Genomic DNA, 18065 nt, shown 5'->3' with positions numbered 1-18065 from the left:
ATGCTTGAACTCGTCGCCGCTTTTATCTGCCTCACCACCCTCCTCACGTTCGTGAACTTCCGCTTCATCGGCCTGCCGCCGACCATCGGTGTGATGGTCACTGCACTGATGTTCTCCCTGCTGCTGCAAGGCCTGAGCTTCATCGGCTACCCCGGCCTCGAAGAGCGCGTGCAGCAACTGATCGGCCAGATCGACTTTGGCGATCTGCTGATGAACTGGATGCTCTCGTTCCTGCTGTTCGCCGGCGCGCTGCACGTCAACCTGAATGACCTGCGCAGCTATCGCTGGCCCATCGGCCTGCTCGCGACTTTCGGTGTATTGATCGCCACAGCCGTAATCGGCAGCCTCGCTTACTACATCTTTGCCCTGTTCGGCTGGCACGTGAGCTTCCTCTACTGCCTGTTGTTCGGCGCGCTGATTTCCCCGACCGACCCGATTGCGGTACTCGGCGTGTTGCGTACTGCCAATGCTTCGAAGCCGCTGAAGACCACCATCGTTGGTGAATCGCTGTTCAACGACGGCACCGCTGTTGTGGTGTTCACCGTACTGCTGGGCATCGCCCAACTCGGCGAAACCCCGACCGTCAGCGCCACGGCCATGCTGTTCGCCCACGAAGCAATTGGCGGCGTGCTGTTCGGCGGGCTGATCGGTTATCTGGTGTACCTGATGATCAAGAGCATCGAGCAGCACCAGATCGAAGTGATGCTGACCCTGGCGCTGGTGATCGGCGGCTCGGCGATGGCCAGCGAGTTGCACGTCTCGGCACCGATTGCGATGGTGGTCGCCGGTCTGATCATCGGCAACCTGGGGCGCAACCTGGCGATGAACGACATGACCCGCAAATACCTCGACGGTTTTTGGGAGTTGCTCGATGACATGCTCAATGCGCTGTTGTTTGCGCTGATCGGCATGGAGCTGTTGCTGCTGCCGTTCAACTGGCTGCATGTGGCGGCGGCGGGTCTGCTGGCGTTGGCGATTCTGCTCTCGCGCCTGCTCACCGTGGCCCCGGCGATTGTCCTGCTGCGACGCTGGCGCACGGTGCCGCGCGGCACCATCCGCGTGTTGACCTGGGGCGGCTTGCGCGGTGGTGTCTCGGTGGCACTGGCGCTGGCCTTGCCGCTGGGCCCGGAACGCGATCTGATCCTGAGCATCACTTACATCGTGGTGCTGTCGTCGATCCTGTTGCAAGGTCTGACCATTGGCCGAGTGGTTCGCCACGTAACCAGCCAGTCCTGAGGCTGCGCTAGCGACTACTCAGCAATCCGAGCAGATGCCGCATCGCCAATGGGCGGTGCGGTGTCGAGCTGTGCATGACCACCAGTTCCCGTGAATAACGCAGTGCGTCATCGACTGGCAAAACACACAATCCCTCCTGTGGCATCCCGACCCACTGCGGCACCAGCGATACTCCCATGCCTTGCGCTACCAGCATGACAATGGTCTCCAGCGCATCCAGCTCACACAGAAGTTGCGGCTCGATAGCGTGCTCATCCAGAAAGCGCTGAGCAATCTGCCCTCCCCACGACCGAGCGTCATAGCGAATGAACGGCTGCTTGCGCACCAGCCTTTCAAGAGGCTGCCCGGCCTGCGCGGCCGGGGCGATCAGGATCAACGGTTCAGCCTTGAGCAACACCAGCGCCAGTGATTTTGGTGGCTGGAATGGAGGCTTTACCAGAATCGCCGCGTCCAGCTCACCCGTCAGGACTTTCTCGTAGAGGCTTCTCGAGTCGCCCGGTGTGATCTTCAACTTCAACTCTGGTGCGGACAGTGCCAACCGTTCGATCAGCCCCGGTAACACCCCGGTCAGCGCCGTCGATATCGCGCCGATCTTCACTTCTCCGGTAAGCCCGTCGTGACTCGAATCGTTTTGCAGGGCCTGGGCCTGCTCAATGAGTGCGCGAATTTTCGGCATCAGCAGCAGGCACTGATCCGACGGTTGCACCGCGTGCGCCGTACGCAACAGCAGCGTACAACCGAGCGTTCGCTCCAGCGCCTGGACACGCTGACTGATCGCGGCCGCCGTGCGATTTTCTCGCCGTGCAGCCGCCGCAATCGAACCGGTCTCAACCACTGCGACCAGACTTTTCAGGAACCGTATATCCATAAGTTTTCCTTTCGCTCAGAACAAGGCGAAGCGGTTTTACCTCGCCATACGGCCTGCTTACCCTGACTGCTCCTTCACTCAGGTAGATCACATGAACAGACCCTTTCACGCTGCATATCACGTTTGCGACCTGGAACAGGCGCGGATTTTTTATCGAGATGTGTTGGGCTGCACCGAAGGTCGAAGCGCCGAAACGTGGATCGACTTCGATTTTTTCGGCAATCAACTCTCGCTGCACCTCGGCACACCCTTTCCCACCACCCGTACCGGGCAGGTTGGAGAACACAAAGTGTTGATGCCACATCTGGGCGTGGTGTTGCCACTGGATGAGTGGCTGGAGCTATCCGACCGGCTGACCCGACTCGGCACTCGGTTCGAAATTGCGCCGGTGATCCGCTTCGCCGGAGAACCCGGCGAGCAACGCACGATGTTTTTTCTCGACCCCAGCGGCAACCCGATTGAAGTCAAAGGCTTCAAGGATTTTGACGGTTTGTTCGCAAGCTGATTTCCCCCAACAAACACAATAAAAAGGGGCACACCATGACCACCAAGAAACCCGTCAGCCTGGTCGTACGCATCATGATCGGACTGATCGCCGGCGTGATCGTCGGCATCCTTCTCAATCAGTTTCCCGAGCACAAGACCTGGTTCATCGACAATCTGCTGCAACCGGCAGGCGATCTGTTCATCAAGCTGATGAAGATGATCGTCGTGCCGCTGGTTTTTGCCTGCATGACCGTGGGCATTGCCGGAGCAGGCAGCACCAAAGCGCTGGGCCGAGTCGGCATCAAGACGTTTGTTTACTTCTTTACCATCACCAGCATCGCCATCGTATTCGGCTTGATAGTCGGCAACGTGTTTCAGCCGGGTGCCGGCGCAGACTTCGCCAGCACGCTGCAAACTCCGGTAACGGGTCTCGCCTCCAGCGCAGCAACGCAGAACCTTGGCCAGACGCTGGTCAACATCGTGCCGGACAACATCGTCCTGGCCATGTCCCAGGGCAAGCTACTGTCTGTGCTGTTTTTCGCCATCCTGTTCGGCTGCGCCCTGTCGATGCTGCCGGCGCAGCAGAAGGCGCCATTGGTCGCGGTCATGCAGGCGATTTCCGACACCATGTTCAAAGTGACGCATCTGGTCATGCATTACTCGCCCATCGGGATCTTCGGGCTGATCGGCGTCACCGTGGCCAGTTTCGGTCTCAGCGCCTTGTTGCCCCTGGCCAAACTGATCGGCATCACCTATGTCGCGGTGTTGCTGTTTGCGCTGTGTGTGTTGGGGGTTGTGGCGCGAATGGCCGGCATCAGATTTTTCCACTTGGTGCGTGAGATCCGTAGCGAACTGCTATTGGCTTACAGCAGCGCAGCATCGGCAACGGTGATGCCGCAACTGATCGAGAAAATGGAGCGTTATGGCGCACCCCGTTCGATCACCAGCATGGTCATCCCCTTGGGCTATTCGTTCAATCTGGATGGCGCCGCGCTTTTTGCCGCACTGGGCACACTGTTCATCGCACAGGCCTACGGCATCGACCTGAGCCTGGCTGATCAGGCGATGCTGGTGCTGATCATGGTACTGACGTCAAAAGGTGCGGCGGGCGTGCCTGGCTTCATGTTCATCATCCTCACCGCGACGCTGACGGCGGCCGGTTTGCCAGTCGAGGGCGTGGCGATCATCGCCGGGGTTTACCGCCTGATGGACATGCCGGTTACCGCGCTTAACGTGCTGGGTAATGCCCTCGCACCGCTGGTCATCGCTCGCTGGGAGGGTCAACTGAAGGCACCGACCAGCGACGCCCCGACTGAACTGGCCGCTCCGCCATTCAAGGCCTGAAACTAATCATCTTTATTGTCGGACTGATCCACGCGGGGCTTGTCGGTATTCGGCGCCCCGCTTTCGCTGCGGATCTGCGCGTGGCTGATCAGGGCGAAAATGAAGCTGCCGCCAATGATGTTCCCGGCCAGCGTGGGACCTGCGAACACCAGCCAGAAATCACTCCACGGCAACTCGCCGGCAAACACCAGATATGACACCTCTGCCGAGCCGACGACGATGTGGGTGAAGTCGCCGAGCGCCATCAGATAAGTGATGAGGATGATGATCCACATCTTTGCGCTTTCCATCGATGGGATCATCCAGACCATCGTGGCGATCATCCACCCGGAGACGATGCCCTTGGCGAACATCTGACTGGCGTGGTTCTCCATGACCTTGCGACCGATTTCGAGGAAAGCCAGATCGGTCTTGCTGTCGAAGATCGGCAACTTGAGCATCACGTAAGCCACGAGAATCGTGCCGCACAGGTTGCCGAACAGCACCACCGTCCACAGGCGGATCAGCCGGCCGAAATTGCCTAACGTCGGTTTGGTCATGACCGGCAGAACCGCGGTCAGGGTGTTTTCGGTGAACAATTGCTGACGGGCGAGAATCACCGCGAGAAAGCCTGCGCAGTAGCCGAAACTGGCGATCACCTTGAACTCGTCACCCTCAGGCAGACGTGAATTGAGCAGACCCATGCCCATCAGCGACAGGCCCATGGTCAGCCCTGCCGCGAGCGCCGACCACCACAACGCAGCAATGCTGCGCTCCAGTTCCTGATCGCCCTGGGTGCGGATGATTTCGTGCAGCACCGCCGCACGGGGCGGCTGGCTTTTCTCGACTTCGTGCTGCTCTTTGGCCGAGAGGTCGGGGGTCTTGCCGTCGGTGGGGGTGGTCATGGCGTGGGAACCGGTGGGGGGCTTTTAGCTACGACCCCCGCCGTTCACAGCTGTTCAGTAGGCGGGTAAATCTTCGATGACTGCAAAACCGCTTTCGCGAGCAAGCTCGCTCCCACAGGGATTGCGCGGTTCCTGTGGGAGCGAGCTTGCTCGCGAAGGACGCGCCGCCGATGTCACTTGGTGACGAGTTCATCTTCCTGAAACTGGTCTTTGACGTACTTGATCTCGGTCCGCCCATGCGGTGCCGGCAGGCCGTCTTCGCCCAGATTGACGAAGACCATTTTCTCGACCGTCAGAATGCTCTTGCGCGTGATCTTGTTGCGCACTTCGCAGGTCAGGGTGATCGAGGTGCGGCCGAACTCGGTGGCGGTGATGCCCAGTTCGATGATGTCGCCCTGGCGCGAGGCGCTGACGAAGTTGATTTCGGAAATGTACTTGGTCACCACGCGCTGATTGCCCAACTGGACGATGGCGTAGATCGCCGCTTCTTCGTCGATCCAGCGCAACAGGCTACCGCCGAACAGCGTGCCGTTGGGGTTGAGGTCTTCGGGTTTTACCCATTTGCGGGTGTGGAAATTCATCTTCACTCCTGAGTGTCTTGCCGAACGATGGACGGTATCTTGGCAGACTGAGCGGTCATGCTCCATGCGGCTTCGACTATGGTCGCGATTAACGATCTTCATCTGGCCGACAGAAACCCTTTGGAAGATCAGTCTAGACGGCTATAATCGCCACCGTTTCAAAACGGTCATCTTCAATTGATACCGTTTTCCCGCCACCTGTCCGAGGGGCGCTGCAGCAGGTTCAACCTGTCAGGCTCGGATGGGGCGTTGACTGGCACTAAGCCGGACACTAAACGCACAACGGCGCCCATTCGCATACATTACGAATGGAGGCTCTTCATGAGCGCTGTTATCACGCCTGCAGATTTTACCGATTACAAAGTTGCCGACATGTCCCTGGCTGCCTGGGGCCGTCGCGAAACCATCATCGCCGAGTCGGAAATGCCAGCTCTGATGGGTCTGCGTCGCAAGTACTCCGGCGAGCAGCCGTTGAAAGGCGCGAAGATCCTCGGCTGCATCCACATGACCATTCAGACTGCCGTACTGATCGAAACCCTGGTTGCCCTGGGTGCCGAAGTTCGCTGGTCGTCGTGCAACATCTTCTCGACTCAGGATCAGGCCGCTGCCGCTATCGCTGCTGCCGGTATCCCGGTTTTCGCCTGGAAAGGCGAAACTGAAGAAGAGTACGAGTGGTGCCTGGAGCAAACCATTCTGAAAGACGGCCAGCCATGGGCTGCCAACATGATCCTCGACGACGGCGGCGACCTGACCCAGTTGCTGCACGACAAGTACCCACAGGTTCTGGACCGCGTTCACGGCGTGACCGAAGAAACCACCACCGGCGTACACCGTCTGCTGGACATGCTGGCCAAGGGCGAGCTGAAAATCCCGGCCATCAACGTCAACGACTCGGTTACCAAGTCGAAGAACGACAACAAGTACGGCTGCCGTCACAGCCTGAACGACGCAATCAAGCGCGGCACCGACCACCTGCTGTCCGGCAAGCAAGCGCTGGTCATCGGTTACGGTGACGTGGGCAAGGGTTCGGCCCAGTCCCTGCGTCAGGAAGGCATGATCGTCAAAGTCTCCGAAGTTGACCCGATCTGCGCCATGCAAGCCTGCATGGACGGCTTTGAACTGGTTTCGCCATTCATCGACGGCATCAACAACGGCACCGAAGCAAGCATCGACAAAGCACTGCTGGGCAAGATCGACCTGATCGTGACCACCACTGGTAACGTCAATGTTTGCGACTCGAACATGCTCAAAGCCCTGAAGAAGCGCGCCGTTGTCTGCAACATCGGTCACTTCGACAACGAAATCGACACCGCTTTCATGCGCAAGAACTGGGCATGGGAAGAAGTGAAGCCACAGGTACACAAGATTCACCGTACCGGCCCGGGCGCTTTCGACGCTCAGAACGACGACTACCTGATCCTGCTGGCCGAAGGCCGTCTGGTGAACCTGGGCAACGCCACAGGTCACCCGAGCCGCATCATGGACGGTTCGTTCGCCAACCAGGTTCTGGCGCAGATCTTCCTGTTCGGCCAGAAGTACGCCGACCTGTCGCCAGCCCAGAAAGCCGAGCGCCTGACCGTAGAAGTTCTGCCGAAGAAACTCGACGAAGAAGTGGCTCTGGAAATGGTTCGCGGCTTCGGCGGCGTGGTCACTCAACTGACCAAGCAACAGGCTGACTACATCGGCGTAACCGTCGAAGGCCCGTTCAAGCCGCACGCTTACCGCTACTAACAGGCGCTGATTGCTCGCTCTCCCTGTGGGAGCGAGCTTGCTCGCGAAGGCGGTCTATCATTCAGCACCCATGTTGTCTGACTCACCGCCTTCGCGAGCAGGCTCGCTCCCACATGGGACTGCAGCGCCTCGAAGGTTCTTGTTTCCAAGGGTATGACCATGTCCCAAGACCGTCGCTACAGCTTCGAGTTCTTCCCGACCAAGACCGATGCTGGGCATGAAAAGCTGCTCAACGTTGCCCGTCAGCTGGCAACGTACAATCCTGATTTCTTCTCCTGCACCTATGGCGCTGGTGGTTCGACCCGTGATCGCACCCTCAACACCGTTTTGCAGCTGGAAAGCGAAGTCAAAATTCCCGCCGCACCGCACCTGTCGTGCGTCGGCGACAGCAAGGACGACCTGCGCGGCCTGCTGAACGAGTACAAGGCTGCCGGCATCAAGCGCATCGTTGCCCTGCGTGGCGACCTGCCGTCCGGCATGGGCATGACCAGCGGTGAGCTGCGTCACGCCAATGAACTGGTTGAATTCATTCGTGAAGAAACCGGCGATCATTTCCACATCGAAGTTGCCGCTTACCCGGAGATGCATCCGCAAGCGCGCAACTACGAAGACGATCTCGCCAACTTCGTGCGCAAGGCCAAGGCCGGCGCCGACAGCGCGATCACCCAGTACTTCTTCAACGCCGACAGCTACTTCTACTTTGTCGACCGTTTGCAGGCGCTGGGCATCGATACGCCAATCGTGCCGGGGATCATGCCGATCACCAACTACAGCAAGCTTGCGCGTTTCTCCGATGCCTGCGGTGCGGAAATTCCGCGCTGGATTCGCAAGCAACTGGAAGCCTACGGCGATGACACGCAAAGCATTCAGCGTTTCGGTGAGCAAGTGGTCAGCGAAATGTGCGAACGCTTGTTGCAGGGCGGCGCACCTGGGCTGCACTTCTATTCCATGAACCAGGCCGAACCTAGCCTGGCGATCTGGAATAACCTGAAGTTGCCGCGCTAAAAGTCGCAAAGAAAGATCAAAAGATCGCAGCCTTCGGCAGCTCCTACAGGGGTTTCGTAGCTGCGATCTTTTGCTTTTAACGCCCGAAACAGAGCTTCTGCAGGCACTTTCTGGCTCTTTCGCATTTCTCGTCGTAATCTCAAGCCATGCCTTTGATCACGCAGTTATTCGCCGTGCTGGTTTTTGCTTGCCTGAGCTTCGCCGCTCGGGGCGAGAAGTTGCGTATTGTCACCGAGCCATGGGCCCCTTACGTGTACGAAGAGGGCGGCAAAAACCTCGGGCTCGACTACGAAACCACTGCCGTCGTATTCAAGCGCCTGGGGATCGAAGTCGAATGGCAATTCCTGCCGTGGAAGCGCTGCCTGTCGATGCTCGAAACCGGCCAGGCCGACGGCGCGCTGGATATTTTTCACAGCGATGAACGCGACGCCACCCTGCTCTACCCTGTCGAACCGCTGTCGGACGTCGAATTCGTGATGTTCTACGCCAACGACCGACCACACCCCTTCAGCAAGCTCGAAGATTTAAAGGGCCTGACTATCGGCACTTCACCGGGTTATCTGTACAGCCCCGACTTCAGTCAATCGACCTTGTTCACCCGCGAGCCCGCGCCGACCCACGAAGCCAACTTCGGAAAACTGGTGCGTGGACGTATCGACTTGCTGATCACTGATCGCCGTGTTGGTCAGCACTTGCTCGATCAGCTGGATATCCGCGATCAAATCACCGAAAACCCGATGGTCATTAGCCGTCAAAGCCAGTATCTGGCAGTTCGACGCAATGCCGGGATGGATTTGCTGGTGCAGCGTTTCGGCGCAGAACTAAAACGTTTCAAGCGCGAACCGGCGTATGCCGAGCTCAGCGCACGCTATGGTGCGGCTCCCGCAGGCGTCGCGCCGCTGGGCAATGCATCGGCCAACAGTAAAACCGTTGAGCAGCAGGAAAGCAGCGCGCAGTGATTGCTCTGTTATACTCCGGCGTTCCCGCCAGGCTCACGCCCGGACGCCCGGAACCGTAACAGGCCTCTCGACCGCTACAGCGCAGCTTTTCAGCCCGCGCGAGCACTCCGGACGTGCCTTCGGAACCGCAGCAGGACCGGACGGGATTGCGTCCTCTTAAACGTGATTCGCGCCAGGCAAGACTCCCATTGGGCCAAGCCCTAACTAGAACAGGATTACTCATGTCCTTTGCTTCCCTCGGTCTCTCCGAGGCTTTAGTCCGTGCCATCGAAGATGCGGGCTATACCGAGCCTACTCCGGTGCAACAGCGGGCTATTCCCGCCGTGTTGCAAGGTCGCGACCTGATGGTTGCGGCACAGACAGGTACTGGTAAAACCGGTGGCTTCGCCCTTCCGATTCTGGAGCGGTTGTTCCCTAACGGTCACCCGGACAAATCCCAGCGTCATGGCCCGCGTCAACCGCGCGTACTGGTCCTGACCCCGACCCGCGAACTCGCGGCCCAGGTTCACGAGAGCTTCAAGATCTACGCCCGTGACCTGAAATTCGTCAGCGCCTGCATCTTCGGCGGTGTCGGCATGAACCCACAGGTTCAGGCCATGTCCCGCGGCGTTGACGTTCTCGTCGCCTGCCCGGGTCGTTTGCTCGACCTGTGCGGCCAAGGCAGCGTTGATCTGTCTCACGTCGAAATCCTCGTGCTCGACGAAGCCGACCGCATGCTCGACATGGGTTTTGTGCATGACGTGAAGAAAGTCCTCGCGCGTCTGCCGGCCAAGCGTCAGAACCTGCTGTTCTCGGCGACGTTCTCCAAGGACATCACCGACCTCGCCGGCAAGCTGCTGCACAACCCGGAACGCATCGAAGTGACGCCGCCGAACACCACGGTCGAGCGTATCGAACAGCGCGTATTCCGTCTGCCGGCCAGCCACAAACGTGCGCTGCTGGCTCACCTGATCACCGCTGGCGCCTGGGAACAGGTGCTGGTGTTCACTCGCACCAAACACGGCGCCAACCGTCTGGCCGAGTACCTGGACAAGCACGGCCTGCCGGCTGTGGCGATCCACGGTAACAAGAGCCAAAACGCTCGCACCAAAGCCCTGGCCGACTTCAAGGCCGGCGAAGTGCGCATTCTGGTAGCCACCGACATCGCTGCTCGTGGTCTGGACATCGATCAGTTGCCACACGTGGTCAACTTCGAGCTGCCGAACGTCGATGAAGACTACGTACACCGTATCGGCCGTACTGGCCGTGCCGGTCGTTCGGGCGAGGCGATCTCGCTGGTCGCGCCGGACGAAGAAAAACTGCTGAAAAGCATCGAGCGCATGACCAAGCAGAAAATCGCCGATGGCGACCTGATGGGCTTCGACTCCAGCACCATTGAAGCCGAGAAGCCGGAAGTGCGTGAGCGTCCGGACGTTCGCAACCCGCGCAATTCCCGTGGCCCGCGTGGCGACGGTCCGAATGGCGGCGGCGGTGGCGGCGGTCGTAAAGACAAAGGCAAAGACAAGGGCAAGGAAAAACCGGCCGGCGAACGTGGCGAACGCGGTGAGCGTCCAGCTCGTCAGCAGAAACCACGCGAAGGCACTCCGGCACGCGAACAGCGTCAGCCGAGCCAACCGCCACGCGCTTCCGCTGACCGTGCACCGGACGAGTTCCTTGATGACGATGTCGATAACTTCGGCAACCGCGTTGACTACGTACCGAAGCCAGCACCTAACGGCGGCCGCGGTCGTCGTCCAGGCGCACCGGCTCAGGGCGCAGCAGCAGGCACCGGCGCACCGCGTGGTGGTCAGGCGCAAGGTCGTCAAAACGGCCCGCGCAACACCAACGGTTCGAGCACCGGCACGCCGCCAGCCAAACGCAGCGGCCCACGCAATGGTGCTCCGCGTGACGGTCAAGGTCGTCGTGACGAGGCGCCGCGCAACCGTCGCCCGGCCCGCGAAGATCAGCCAAGCGCTGAACCAGCCGTGCAGAACCCGCGCAGCAATGGTCCGAAGATCATGCACAAGGAATCGAAAGCCGACCGCTTCCCGACGCCTGAGCAGCTCGATCAACTGCCAAGCCGCCCGCGTGGCGAAAAACCGGCATTGCTGACCCGCAATCGCTGATTTGACGCTGCAATGAAAATGCCCCGACTCGAAAGAGCCGGGGCATTTTTTATGCCGCCAAATACGCGCCCTGTGGGAACTAGCCTGCTAGCGATAGCAGTGGGTCAGTCAGCACAAGTTTTGAATGTGTTGTCCTCATCGCCAGCAGGCTGGCTCCCACAGGGGTCTGCGGTGATTAGCAGAATGTGACAGACAAAAAAAACGCCCCCGGCCTTACGACCAGGGGCGTTTTTGTGTGGTGGGCGAAAGTTACTTCGCTTTCACACCTTCAAACGAGATGTACAGCTCGACGGCGTCGGACTGAGGGCCCAAGTCCATCATCTTGCCGAAATCAGAACGCTTGATGCTGGTGGTGCCTTCGAAGCCGGCACGGTAGCCGCCCCATGGATCTTTGCCTTCACCCAGGAAAGTGGCCTTGACCACGATTGGCTTGGTCACGCCGTGCAGGGTCAGGTCGCCAGTCACGTCAGCAGTGTCTTTGCCAGCGGCGTTCTTGCCGGTGGATTTGACGCTGGTGGAGACGAACTTGGCGTCAGCGTATTTGCCCACGTCCAGGAAGTCTTTACTGGCGATGTGCTTGTCGCGCTCGGCGTGGTTGGTGAACACGCTGGCGGTTTTCACGTTGAATTCGATTTTGCTGTCTTCAGGCTTGGCAGCGTCAAAGCTGAACTTGCCGTCGATGTCCTTGAAAGTACCGGTGATGTAGCTGTAGCCCAAGTGGCTGATCTTGAAGTCAACGAAGGCGTGCTGGCCTTCTTTGTCGACGGTGTAATCAGCAGCCATCACGTTTGCGGACAGCACGGCAGAACCGATTGCCAGAGCGGCCAGAGTCTTTTTCAACATGCTTTCTTTTCCTTTGAGTCGAGGTTGAATTTCAGGCTTTGCGACCGAGCATTCGCGTAAGGGTCGCATCACGATCGATAAAGTGGTGCTTCAATGCTGCCAACGCATGGAGGCCGGAAAAAATTACCAGCGCCCACGCCAGCCAGAGATGAATCACCCCAGCGGTGTCTGCCTGATCCGGTAGCCCGGAAACCAGTGCAGGAACTTCAAACAGGCCAAACACCGGAATCCCGACACCGTCTGCGGTGGAAATCAGGTAACCGGCAAGCATCACAGCGAACAGCCCCAGATACAGAAACCCGTGGCCGAACTTCGCGCCGATACGGGTCATGCGGCTGTAGCTTTGCAGCGTTGGCGGCGGTGGGCTGATAAAACGCCACAACACCCGCAACACCATCACACCCAGCAACACCAGACCGATGCTCTTGTGCAGATCCGGCGCGTCTTTGCGCCAGGTGCTGTAGTAATCCAGCCCAACCATCCACAGGCCGAGGGCGAACAGTCCGAAGACCACCAGCGCCACACCCCAGTGCATGAAGATGCTGACCCAACCATAGCGCGAAGAAGAATTACGTAGCTGCATTGCCCAAATCCTGTGAGAACTGCGAACCAAGACTAGCGAGTTATCTATCGAATTAAAGCGGAAAATTTCGCTTTGAAATATCGAGAAAAACGATGAAGAGTGTTTAACAGGCGCGTTAAGGAAAGATTAAAGGCGAAAGTGTGACGGGATGTCTGGTATCTGACCCGAGATATGTGCAGTCAGATCCGGCCTCATCGCTGGCAAGCCAGCTCCCACAGGTTTCAGGGTTGAGCCCAAATTTTGTGAACGACTCGAATCACTGTGGGAGCTGGCTTGCCAGCGATGAGGCCCTTGCAGGCAATAAAAAAGCGCGGCATGAGCCGCGCTTTTTTGTTCACCGCAAAGCCTTACTGCGCTTTGGTATCCGTCGCCGCTGCCGGAGCAGTCGCGGGTGCAGCCGGTTTGGCCGCTGGCTTCTTCGCCGGTTCAGCCTTTTTCGCCGCAGGCTTGGCCGGAGCTTTTTTCGCCTCGGTTTTGGCTGCTGGCTTCTTCGCTGCCGGTTTGGCCGCCGCTTTCTTGGCTGGCTCGGCTTTTACCGGAGCCGCTGGCTTCGGTGCTTCCACCGGAGCTGGCGCAGGAGCCGGTGCAGGCGCTGGAGCCACTGGAGCAGGAGCCGGCTCAGGTGCCTTCACTGGCTCTGGTTTCTTGTCATCATCCGAACCACCGAACAGGTTGCTGAAGAAGTTGCCCTTCTTCGCTGCCACGGCACCCGCCGCGCCTGCCGCTGCTGCAGCCGGAACCACTTTGGCCGGTTCAAACGACTTGCCCGCCGCCAGGTCTTCAACCTGACTGGCTGCTCGCTGACCGGTGCGCAGCGCGCCTTCCAGAGTGCCCGGGTACAAGGTGTCGGTGTGTTCGCCGGCAAACGTTACACGTTGCAGCGGACGTTCCCACAGACGCCAGAACTTGCTGATCTGACCCGGACCGAAGGCCAGGTAAGCGCCGCCCATCGACGGGTCGGTGCTGTAGCGACGGATTTCATAACCGGTGAACGAGCCACGGGCCTGAGGATAAAACGCGTGCAGACGGATCAGCACCTGATCGACCATCTGCTTGTCGCCGAACGCCTGCATCACCCGGGCGTTGTCGCCGGACAGGTTGATCACCACGTTGGCGCCGCCCTTCAAGGCTGGTTCAATCCACAACATACCCAGACCGGCGTTGCTGTAGATCTCGCCGGACATCCGCGCCTTGCTTTCCCACACTGGCGTCTTGAACTTCAGCATGATCTGGTCGCGCCAGCCGTAGTTGGTGCCCTTGATCGCCGCCAGGTGCTGAGCATCCAGCGCCGGGGTCATCTGAATCTTGTTCAGGGCACGCAACGGCACCGCCAACACCACGTAATCTGCCTGATAGCCAACAGCGCCGACCTTGACGGTCACGCCGTCCTTGTCCTGGCTGATGGCCGATACCGGCGAATTGGTCTTGATGATTTTCAGTTGCTTGACGAAAGCCTGAGCCAGCACCGCACTGCCGCCGACCAGACGCGAGGCGCGCAGGTCACGGTCGGACACGCCGCGATAAACCCGGCTCTGCTGTGCAAAGTACAGCAGCGACAGACGCGACGGTTCGTCGTAGTGGGTGCGGATATCCTGGTTGATCAACTGACGCGCAGTGGCCGGCAGATTCTGTTTGTCGAGCCAGCTCGACACGGTGATCTGGTCCAGTGCATGCAGGGTGTTGGTCGCCGTCGGGTTCTGCGGATCGTCGATCGAGCGCGCCAGATCATCGAGGGTTTTCTCGTAACGCTTGATCGCTTCGGCCGTTGCGGGCTGCTTGGTCGCCAGATCAGCGGCGGAGAAATATTCGCCGTCGATCAGATAACCCGGAGTACGCACGAATTCCGGCGCCGGCGTGGTGCTCAGCTTGAACGTCGAAACGTACTTGTTCAGCACCGGCTGGGTCTTGTCGTTGCCGATCCATTCGCTGGTGGCCATGCCGGAGCGACCGCCCAGGCTCGGTTTGGCTTCCAGCAGCGTGACCTGCCAGCCTTTGTTTTGCAGCTCATAAGCGGCAGTCAGGCCCGACAGGCCGCCGCCGATCACGATCGCCGTTTTATCCTTGGCCAGCGCAGTCACGCTGAACAGCCCCAACATCACCAGCGCACAGGCGCGCAGCCAACCGACAGACATTCAGCGAACTCCGGAAATACACAGAAAAAAGCAGTTTTGCGGGTCAGACGACCCAAAGAACCGCGAAGAATACGTCAGCCATCAAAACGCCGCCAGCGACGTCTATCGGCCCATACAAAGTAGCTCAATCGACACAATGGGTTGTCCCCGTGCGACGCATTGCATAGGCTTGCGCGATTGTTTGCCCGCGCCTGACGCGAGCCGCCTCGAGGAGACTGTAAATGGGCCTGAATAATCAGTGGATGCAACGCGACCTCGCGGTGTTGTGGCATCCCTGCACCCAGATGAAAGACCACGAACAGCTGCCGCTGATCCCGATCAAGCGCGGTGAAGGCGTTTGGCTCGAAGACTTCGAAGGCAAGCGCTACCTCGATGCCGTCAGCTCGTGGTGGGTCAACGTGTTCGGCCATGCCAACCCGCGCATCAACCAGCGCATCAAGGATCAGGTCGATCAACTGGAGCACGTGATTCTCGCCGGCTTCAGCCATCAGCCAGTGATCGAGCTGTCCGAGCGTCTGGTGAAGATGACGCCGGAAGGCCTGAACCGGGTGTTCTACGCCGATAACGGGTCGTCCTGCATCGAAGTCGCGCTGAAAATGAGCTTTCACTACTGGCTCAACTGCAGCAAGCCTGCGAAAAAGCGCTTCGTCACCCTGACCAACAGCTACCACGGCGAAACCATGGCCGCGATGGCAGTCGGCGACGTGCCGCTGTTCACCGAGACCTACAAAGCGCTGCTGATGGATACCATCAAGGTGCCGAGCCCGGATTGCTATTTACGTCCGCAAGGCATGAGCTGGGAAGAGCATTCGCGCAATATGTTCGCCGCCATGGAACAAACCCTGGCAGAGAATCATGACAGCGTTGCGGCGGTGATCGTCGAGCCGCTGATTCAGGGCGCGGGCGGCATGCGCATGTATCACCCGGTGTACCTGAAACTGCTGCGCGAAGCCTGTGACCGTTATGGCGTGCATCTGATCCTCGACGAAATTGCCGTCGGCTTCGGCCGCACCGGAACCATGTTCGCCTGTGAACAGGCCGGTATCCGCCCGGACTTCCTCTGCCTGTCGAAAGCCCTGACCGGCGGCTATCTGCCGCTGGCAGCGTGCCTGACCACCGACGAGGTCTACAGCGCGTTCTACGATGACTATCCGACCCTGCGCGCCTTCCTGCACTCGCACAGCTACACCGGCAACCCGCTGGCCTGTGCGGCGGCACTGGCGACGCTGGATATCTTCGAGCAGGACAACGTCATCGAGAACAACAAGGCGCTGGCCCAGCGCATGGCTTCGGCCACTGCGCATCTGGTCGATCATCCGAACGTCAGCGAAGTGCGCCAGACCGGCATGGTGCTGGCCATCGAGATGGTCAAGGACAAGGCCACCAAGGAAGCCTACCCTTGGCAGGAACGCCGTGGCCTGAAGGTGTTTCAGCATGCACTGGAGCGTGGCGCGCTGTTGCGTCCGCTGGGCAGCGTGGTGTATTTCCTGCCGCCGTACGTGATTACCCCGGAGCAGATCGACTTCCTCGCCGAAGTCGCCAGCGAAGGCATCGACATCGCCACCCGTGGCAGCGTCAGCGTGGCCGTGCCGAAAGACTTCCACCCGGGTTTCCGCGATCCGGGCTGATTGCCATTTGAAGGTTTGAAGAGAACCTTGTGGTGAGGGGATTTATCCCCTCACCACAAAAGCAAGCCACTGTAATGCAAGATCCAATTTGCCAGAGACCCACCATGAGACTGTCCCGCTTCTTTATCGACGCCCCGCTGAGCATCGGCGATCACGAATTGCCGGAGGCTCAGGCGCATTACATCAGCCGGGTGCTGCGCATGGCCGAGGGCGATGCGGTGCAGATGTTCGACGGTTCCGGCCATGAGTTTCGCGGTTCGCTGAAAGAAGTCGGCAAGAAACGCGTGACGGTGCAGATCGACGAGCAACTCGCCGGTCAGATCGAATCGCCACTGCACATACACCTCGGTCAGGGCCTGTCCCGTGGCGAGCGGATGGACTGGGCGATCCAGAAAGCCACCGAGCTGGGCGTGAACGAAATCACACCGATCTTCAGCGAGCGCTGTGAAGTGCGCCTGAAGGACGAACGCGCCGACAAACGCCTGCTGCACTGGCGCCAGGTGGCAATCAGCGCTTGTGAACAATGCGGTCGTTCACGGGTGCCGGTGATTCATCCACCGGTATTGCTGGCTGACTGGATCAAGCAGACCGAAGCCGATCTGAAACTGGTGCTGCACCCGGTGGCCGAGCCGCTGGTGAGTCATGCCAAACCGGCGACGCTGGCGTTTCTGATCGGGCCTGAGGGTGGGTTGACCGATGCTGAGGTCGAGCAGGCCAAGGGCAATGGTTTCCATGCTGCACGCCTTGGGCCTCGGGTGTTGCGTACCGAGACTGCGCCGGTGGTGGCGCTAGCGGTCGCCCAGCAACTTTGGGGTGACTTTTAAGGCCCCATCGCTGGCAGGCCAGCTCCCACAGGTTTTTGTGAGGTTCACAAAATTCGAGTACGCCTCGGACACTGTGGGAGCTAGCCTGCTAGCGATTGGCCGCGACTCGGCCTACAAGACGTAAAACAGAATCGCCACAAAGTGCAGCAAACTCCCGGCGATCACGAACAAATGCCAGATCCCGTGCGCATGCCGCAACCGGTGATCCAGAGCAAAAAAGATGATCCCCACGGTGTACAACACACCACCCGACGCCAGCCAGGCAAACCCGGTCGGCCCAAGCGCTGCGATCAGCGGCTTGACCGCCACCAGCACGATCCAGCCCATCACCGCGTAAATCACGATCGACAGAATCCGCGCCTCAGAGCGCGGTTTGATCTCTTGCAGAATACCGATCAGCGCCAGCCCCCAGACAATCCCGAACAACGTCCAGCCCCACGGCCCGCGCAGCGTCACCAGACAAAACGGGGTGTAGCTGCCGGCAATCAGCAGGTAGATCGAAAAGTGATCGACCTTCTTCATGATCGCTTTTTTGCGCCCGCGCACGCTGTGGTACACGGTCGATGCGCTGTAAAGCACCAGCAAGGTAAACGCGTAGATCGCCACGCTGACAATCTTCCACGGACTGCCGTCGAGACTGGCAATCACCAACAACCACACCCCGCCGACAAATGCCGCCACCGCCCCGACCAGATGCGTCCAGGCGTTCAATCGTTCTCCGTGATACATGTGTTGCTCACCTCAAATTCGTTACCGCAACGCGCAAGGCTCGGGCCTTGAGCGTAAAAGCGCAATGTTTCTGTTCAACACGAGCCTGCGCACGTCGTGGTATTTGGGCACAATCGGCCGATACCAA

General features: G+C 59.4%; 16 protein-coding genes and 1 riboswitch. Of the genes, 9 read left to right on the top strand and 7 right to left on the bottom strand.

The window, feature by feature from the left end:
* Nucleotides 1-1236, top strand: a complete 1236-nt coding sequence (locus tag ACTWLJ_RS09145; protein ID WP_445180611.1) for a cation:proton antiporter — start codon at nt 1-3, stop codon at nt 1234-1236.
* A 7-nt stretch (nt 1237-1243) separates the two neighbouring features.
* Here the strand turns inward: ACTWLJ_RS09145 and ACTWLJ_RS09140 are convergent, their stop codons facing one another.
* Nucleotides 1244-2104, bottom strand: coding sequence for a LysR family transcriptional regulator (locus ACTWLJ_RS09140; protein WP_445180610.1), 861 nt, complete (start codon nt 2102-2104; stop codon nt 1244-1246).
* Between the two features lie 91 nt (nt 2105-2195).
* Here ACTWLJ_RS09140 and ACTWLJ_RS09135 point away from each other — a divergent pair, with 91 nt between their 5' ends.
* Both ACTWLJ_RS09135 and ACTWLJ_RS09130 read left to right on the top strand, forming a co-directional pair.
* The gene (locus tag ACTWLJ_RS09135) at nt 2196-2609 is read left to right on the top strand and encodes a VOC family protein (protein ID WP_445180609.1); all 414 of its coding nucleotides are present in this window, start codon (nt 2196-2198) and stop codon (nt 2607-2609) included.
* Between the two features lie 35 nt (nt 2610-2644).
* The gene (locus tag ACTWLJ_RS09130) at nt 2645-3934 is read left to right on the top strand and encodes a cation:dicarboxylate symporter family transporter (protein WP_445180608.1); all 1290 of its coding nucleotides are present in this window, start codon (nt 2645-2647) and stop codon (nt 3932-3934) included.
* 2 nt (nt 3935-3936) lie between these two features.
* Here ACTWLJ_RS09130 and ACTWLJ_RS09125 read toward each other — a convergent pair whose 3' ends face one another.
* On the bottom strand, nt 3937-4818 hold the full coding sequence (locus tag ACTWLJ_RS09125) for a formate/nitrite transporter family protein (RefSeq protein WP_445180607.1): 882 nt from the start codon (nt 4816-4818) through the stop codon (nt 3937-3939).
* A 173-nt stretch (nt 4819-4991) separates the two neighbouring features.
* Nucleotides 4992-5399 carry an acyl-CoA thioesterase gene (locus tag ACTWLJ_RS09120; protein ID WP_016984776.1) on the bottom strand — a complete coding sequence of 136 codons (408 nt, stop codon included), beginning with the start codon at nt 5397-5399 and terminating at the stop codon, nt 4992-4994.
* Nucleotides 5400-5597: 198 nt separating this feature from the next.
* A riboswitch (S-adenosyl-L-homocysteine riboswitch) is annotated at nt 5598-5697 on the top strand.
* Between the two features lie 23 nt (nt 5698-5720).
* Between ACTWLJ_RS09120 and ahcY the strand changes: the two genes are divergently transcribed.
* From ahcY to ACTWLJ_RS09100, 4 genes are all read left to right on the top strand, one after another.
* Nucleotides 5721-7130: an adenosylhomocysteinase gene (ahcY, locus tag ACTWLJ_RS09115; protein ID WP_401213711.1), complete on the top strand. Its 1410-nt coding sequence runs from the start codon at nt 5721-5723 to the stop codon at nt 7128-7130.
* A 159-nt stretch (nt 7131-7289) separates the two neighbouring features.
* Nucleotides 7290-8135 (top strand): methylenetetrahydrofolate reductase [NAD(P)H], encoded by an 846-nt coding sequence (metF, locus tag ACTWLJ_RS09110; RefSeq protein ID WP_401213709.1) that lies wholly within the window; start codon nt 7290-7292, stop codon nt 8133-8135.
* 146 nt (nt 8136-8281) lie between these two features.
* Nucleotides 8282-9094 (top strand): substrate-binding periplasmic protein, encoded by an 813-nt coding sequence (locus tag ACTWLJ_RS09105; protein ID WP_401213706.1) that lies wholly within the window; start codon nt 8282-8284, stop codon nt 9092-9094.
* Between the two features lie 221 nt (nt 9095-9315).
* Nucleotides 9316-11199 carry a DEAD/DEAH box helicase gene (locus ACTWLJ_RS09100; protein ID WP_401213704.1) on the top strand — a complete coding sequence of 628 codons (1884 nt, stop codon included), beginning with the start codon at nt 9316-9318 and terminating at the stop codon, nt 11197-11199.
* 249 nt (nt 11200-11448) lie between these two features.
* Here ACTWLJ_RS09100 and ACTWLJ_RS09095 read toward each other — a convergent pair whose 3' ends face one another.
* The 3 genes from ACTWLJ_RS09095 to ACTWLJ_RS09085 form a co-directional block, all read right to left on the bottom strand.
* Entirely contained in the window at nt 11449-12042 is a 594-nt protein-coding gene (locus tag ACTWLJ_RS09095) for a YceI family protein (RefSeq protein WP_401213703.1), read from the bottom strand.
* Between the two features lie 31 nt (nt 12043-12073).
* Nucleotides 12074-12625: a cytochrome b gene (locus tag ACTWLJ_RS09090; protein ID WP_445180606.1), complete on the bottom strand. Its 552-nt coding sequence runs from the start codon at nt 12623-12625 to the stop codon at nt 12074-12076.
* A gap of 347 nt (nt 12626-12972) precedes the next feature.
* Complete coding sequence (locus ACTWLJ_RS09085; protein WP_445180605.1) at nt 12973-14757, bottom strand: flavin monoamine oxidase family protein; 1785 nt, start codon at nt 14755-14757, stop codon at nt 12973-12975.
* 221 nt (nt 14758-14978) lie between these two features.
* Between ACTWLJ_RS09085 and ACTWLJ_RS09080 the strand changes: the two genes are divergently transcribed.
* Nucleotides 14979-16385, top strand: a complete 1407-nt coding sequence (locus ACTWLJ_RS09080) for an adenosylmethionine--8-amino-7-oxononanoate transaminase (protein ID WP_445180604.1) — start codon at nt 14979-14981, stop codon at nt 16383-16385.
* 104 nt (nt 16386-16489) lie between these two features.
* The gene (locus ACTWLJ_RS09075; protein WP_401213695.1) at nt 16490-17209 is read left to right on the top strand and encodes a 16S rRNA (uracil(1498)-N(3))-methyltransferase; all 720 of its coding nucleotides are present in this window, start codon (nt 16490-16492) and stop codon (nt 17207-17209) included.
* Nucleotides 17210-17320: 111 nt separating this feature from the next.
* Here the strand turns inward: ACTWLJ_RS09075 and trhA are convergent, their stop codons facing one another.
* Nucleotides 17321-17938, bottom strand: coding sequence for a PAQR family membrane homeostasis protein TrhA (trhA, locus tag ACTWLJ_RS09070; protein WP_401213692.1), 618 nt, complete (start codon nt 17936-17938; stop codon nt 17321-17323).
* Nucleotides 17939-18065 lie beyond the last annotated feature (127 nt).

Source organism: Pseudomonas sp. McL0111 (assembly GCF_052567255.1).
This window is presented reverse-complemented; position numbering and strand designations above follow the sequence as displayed.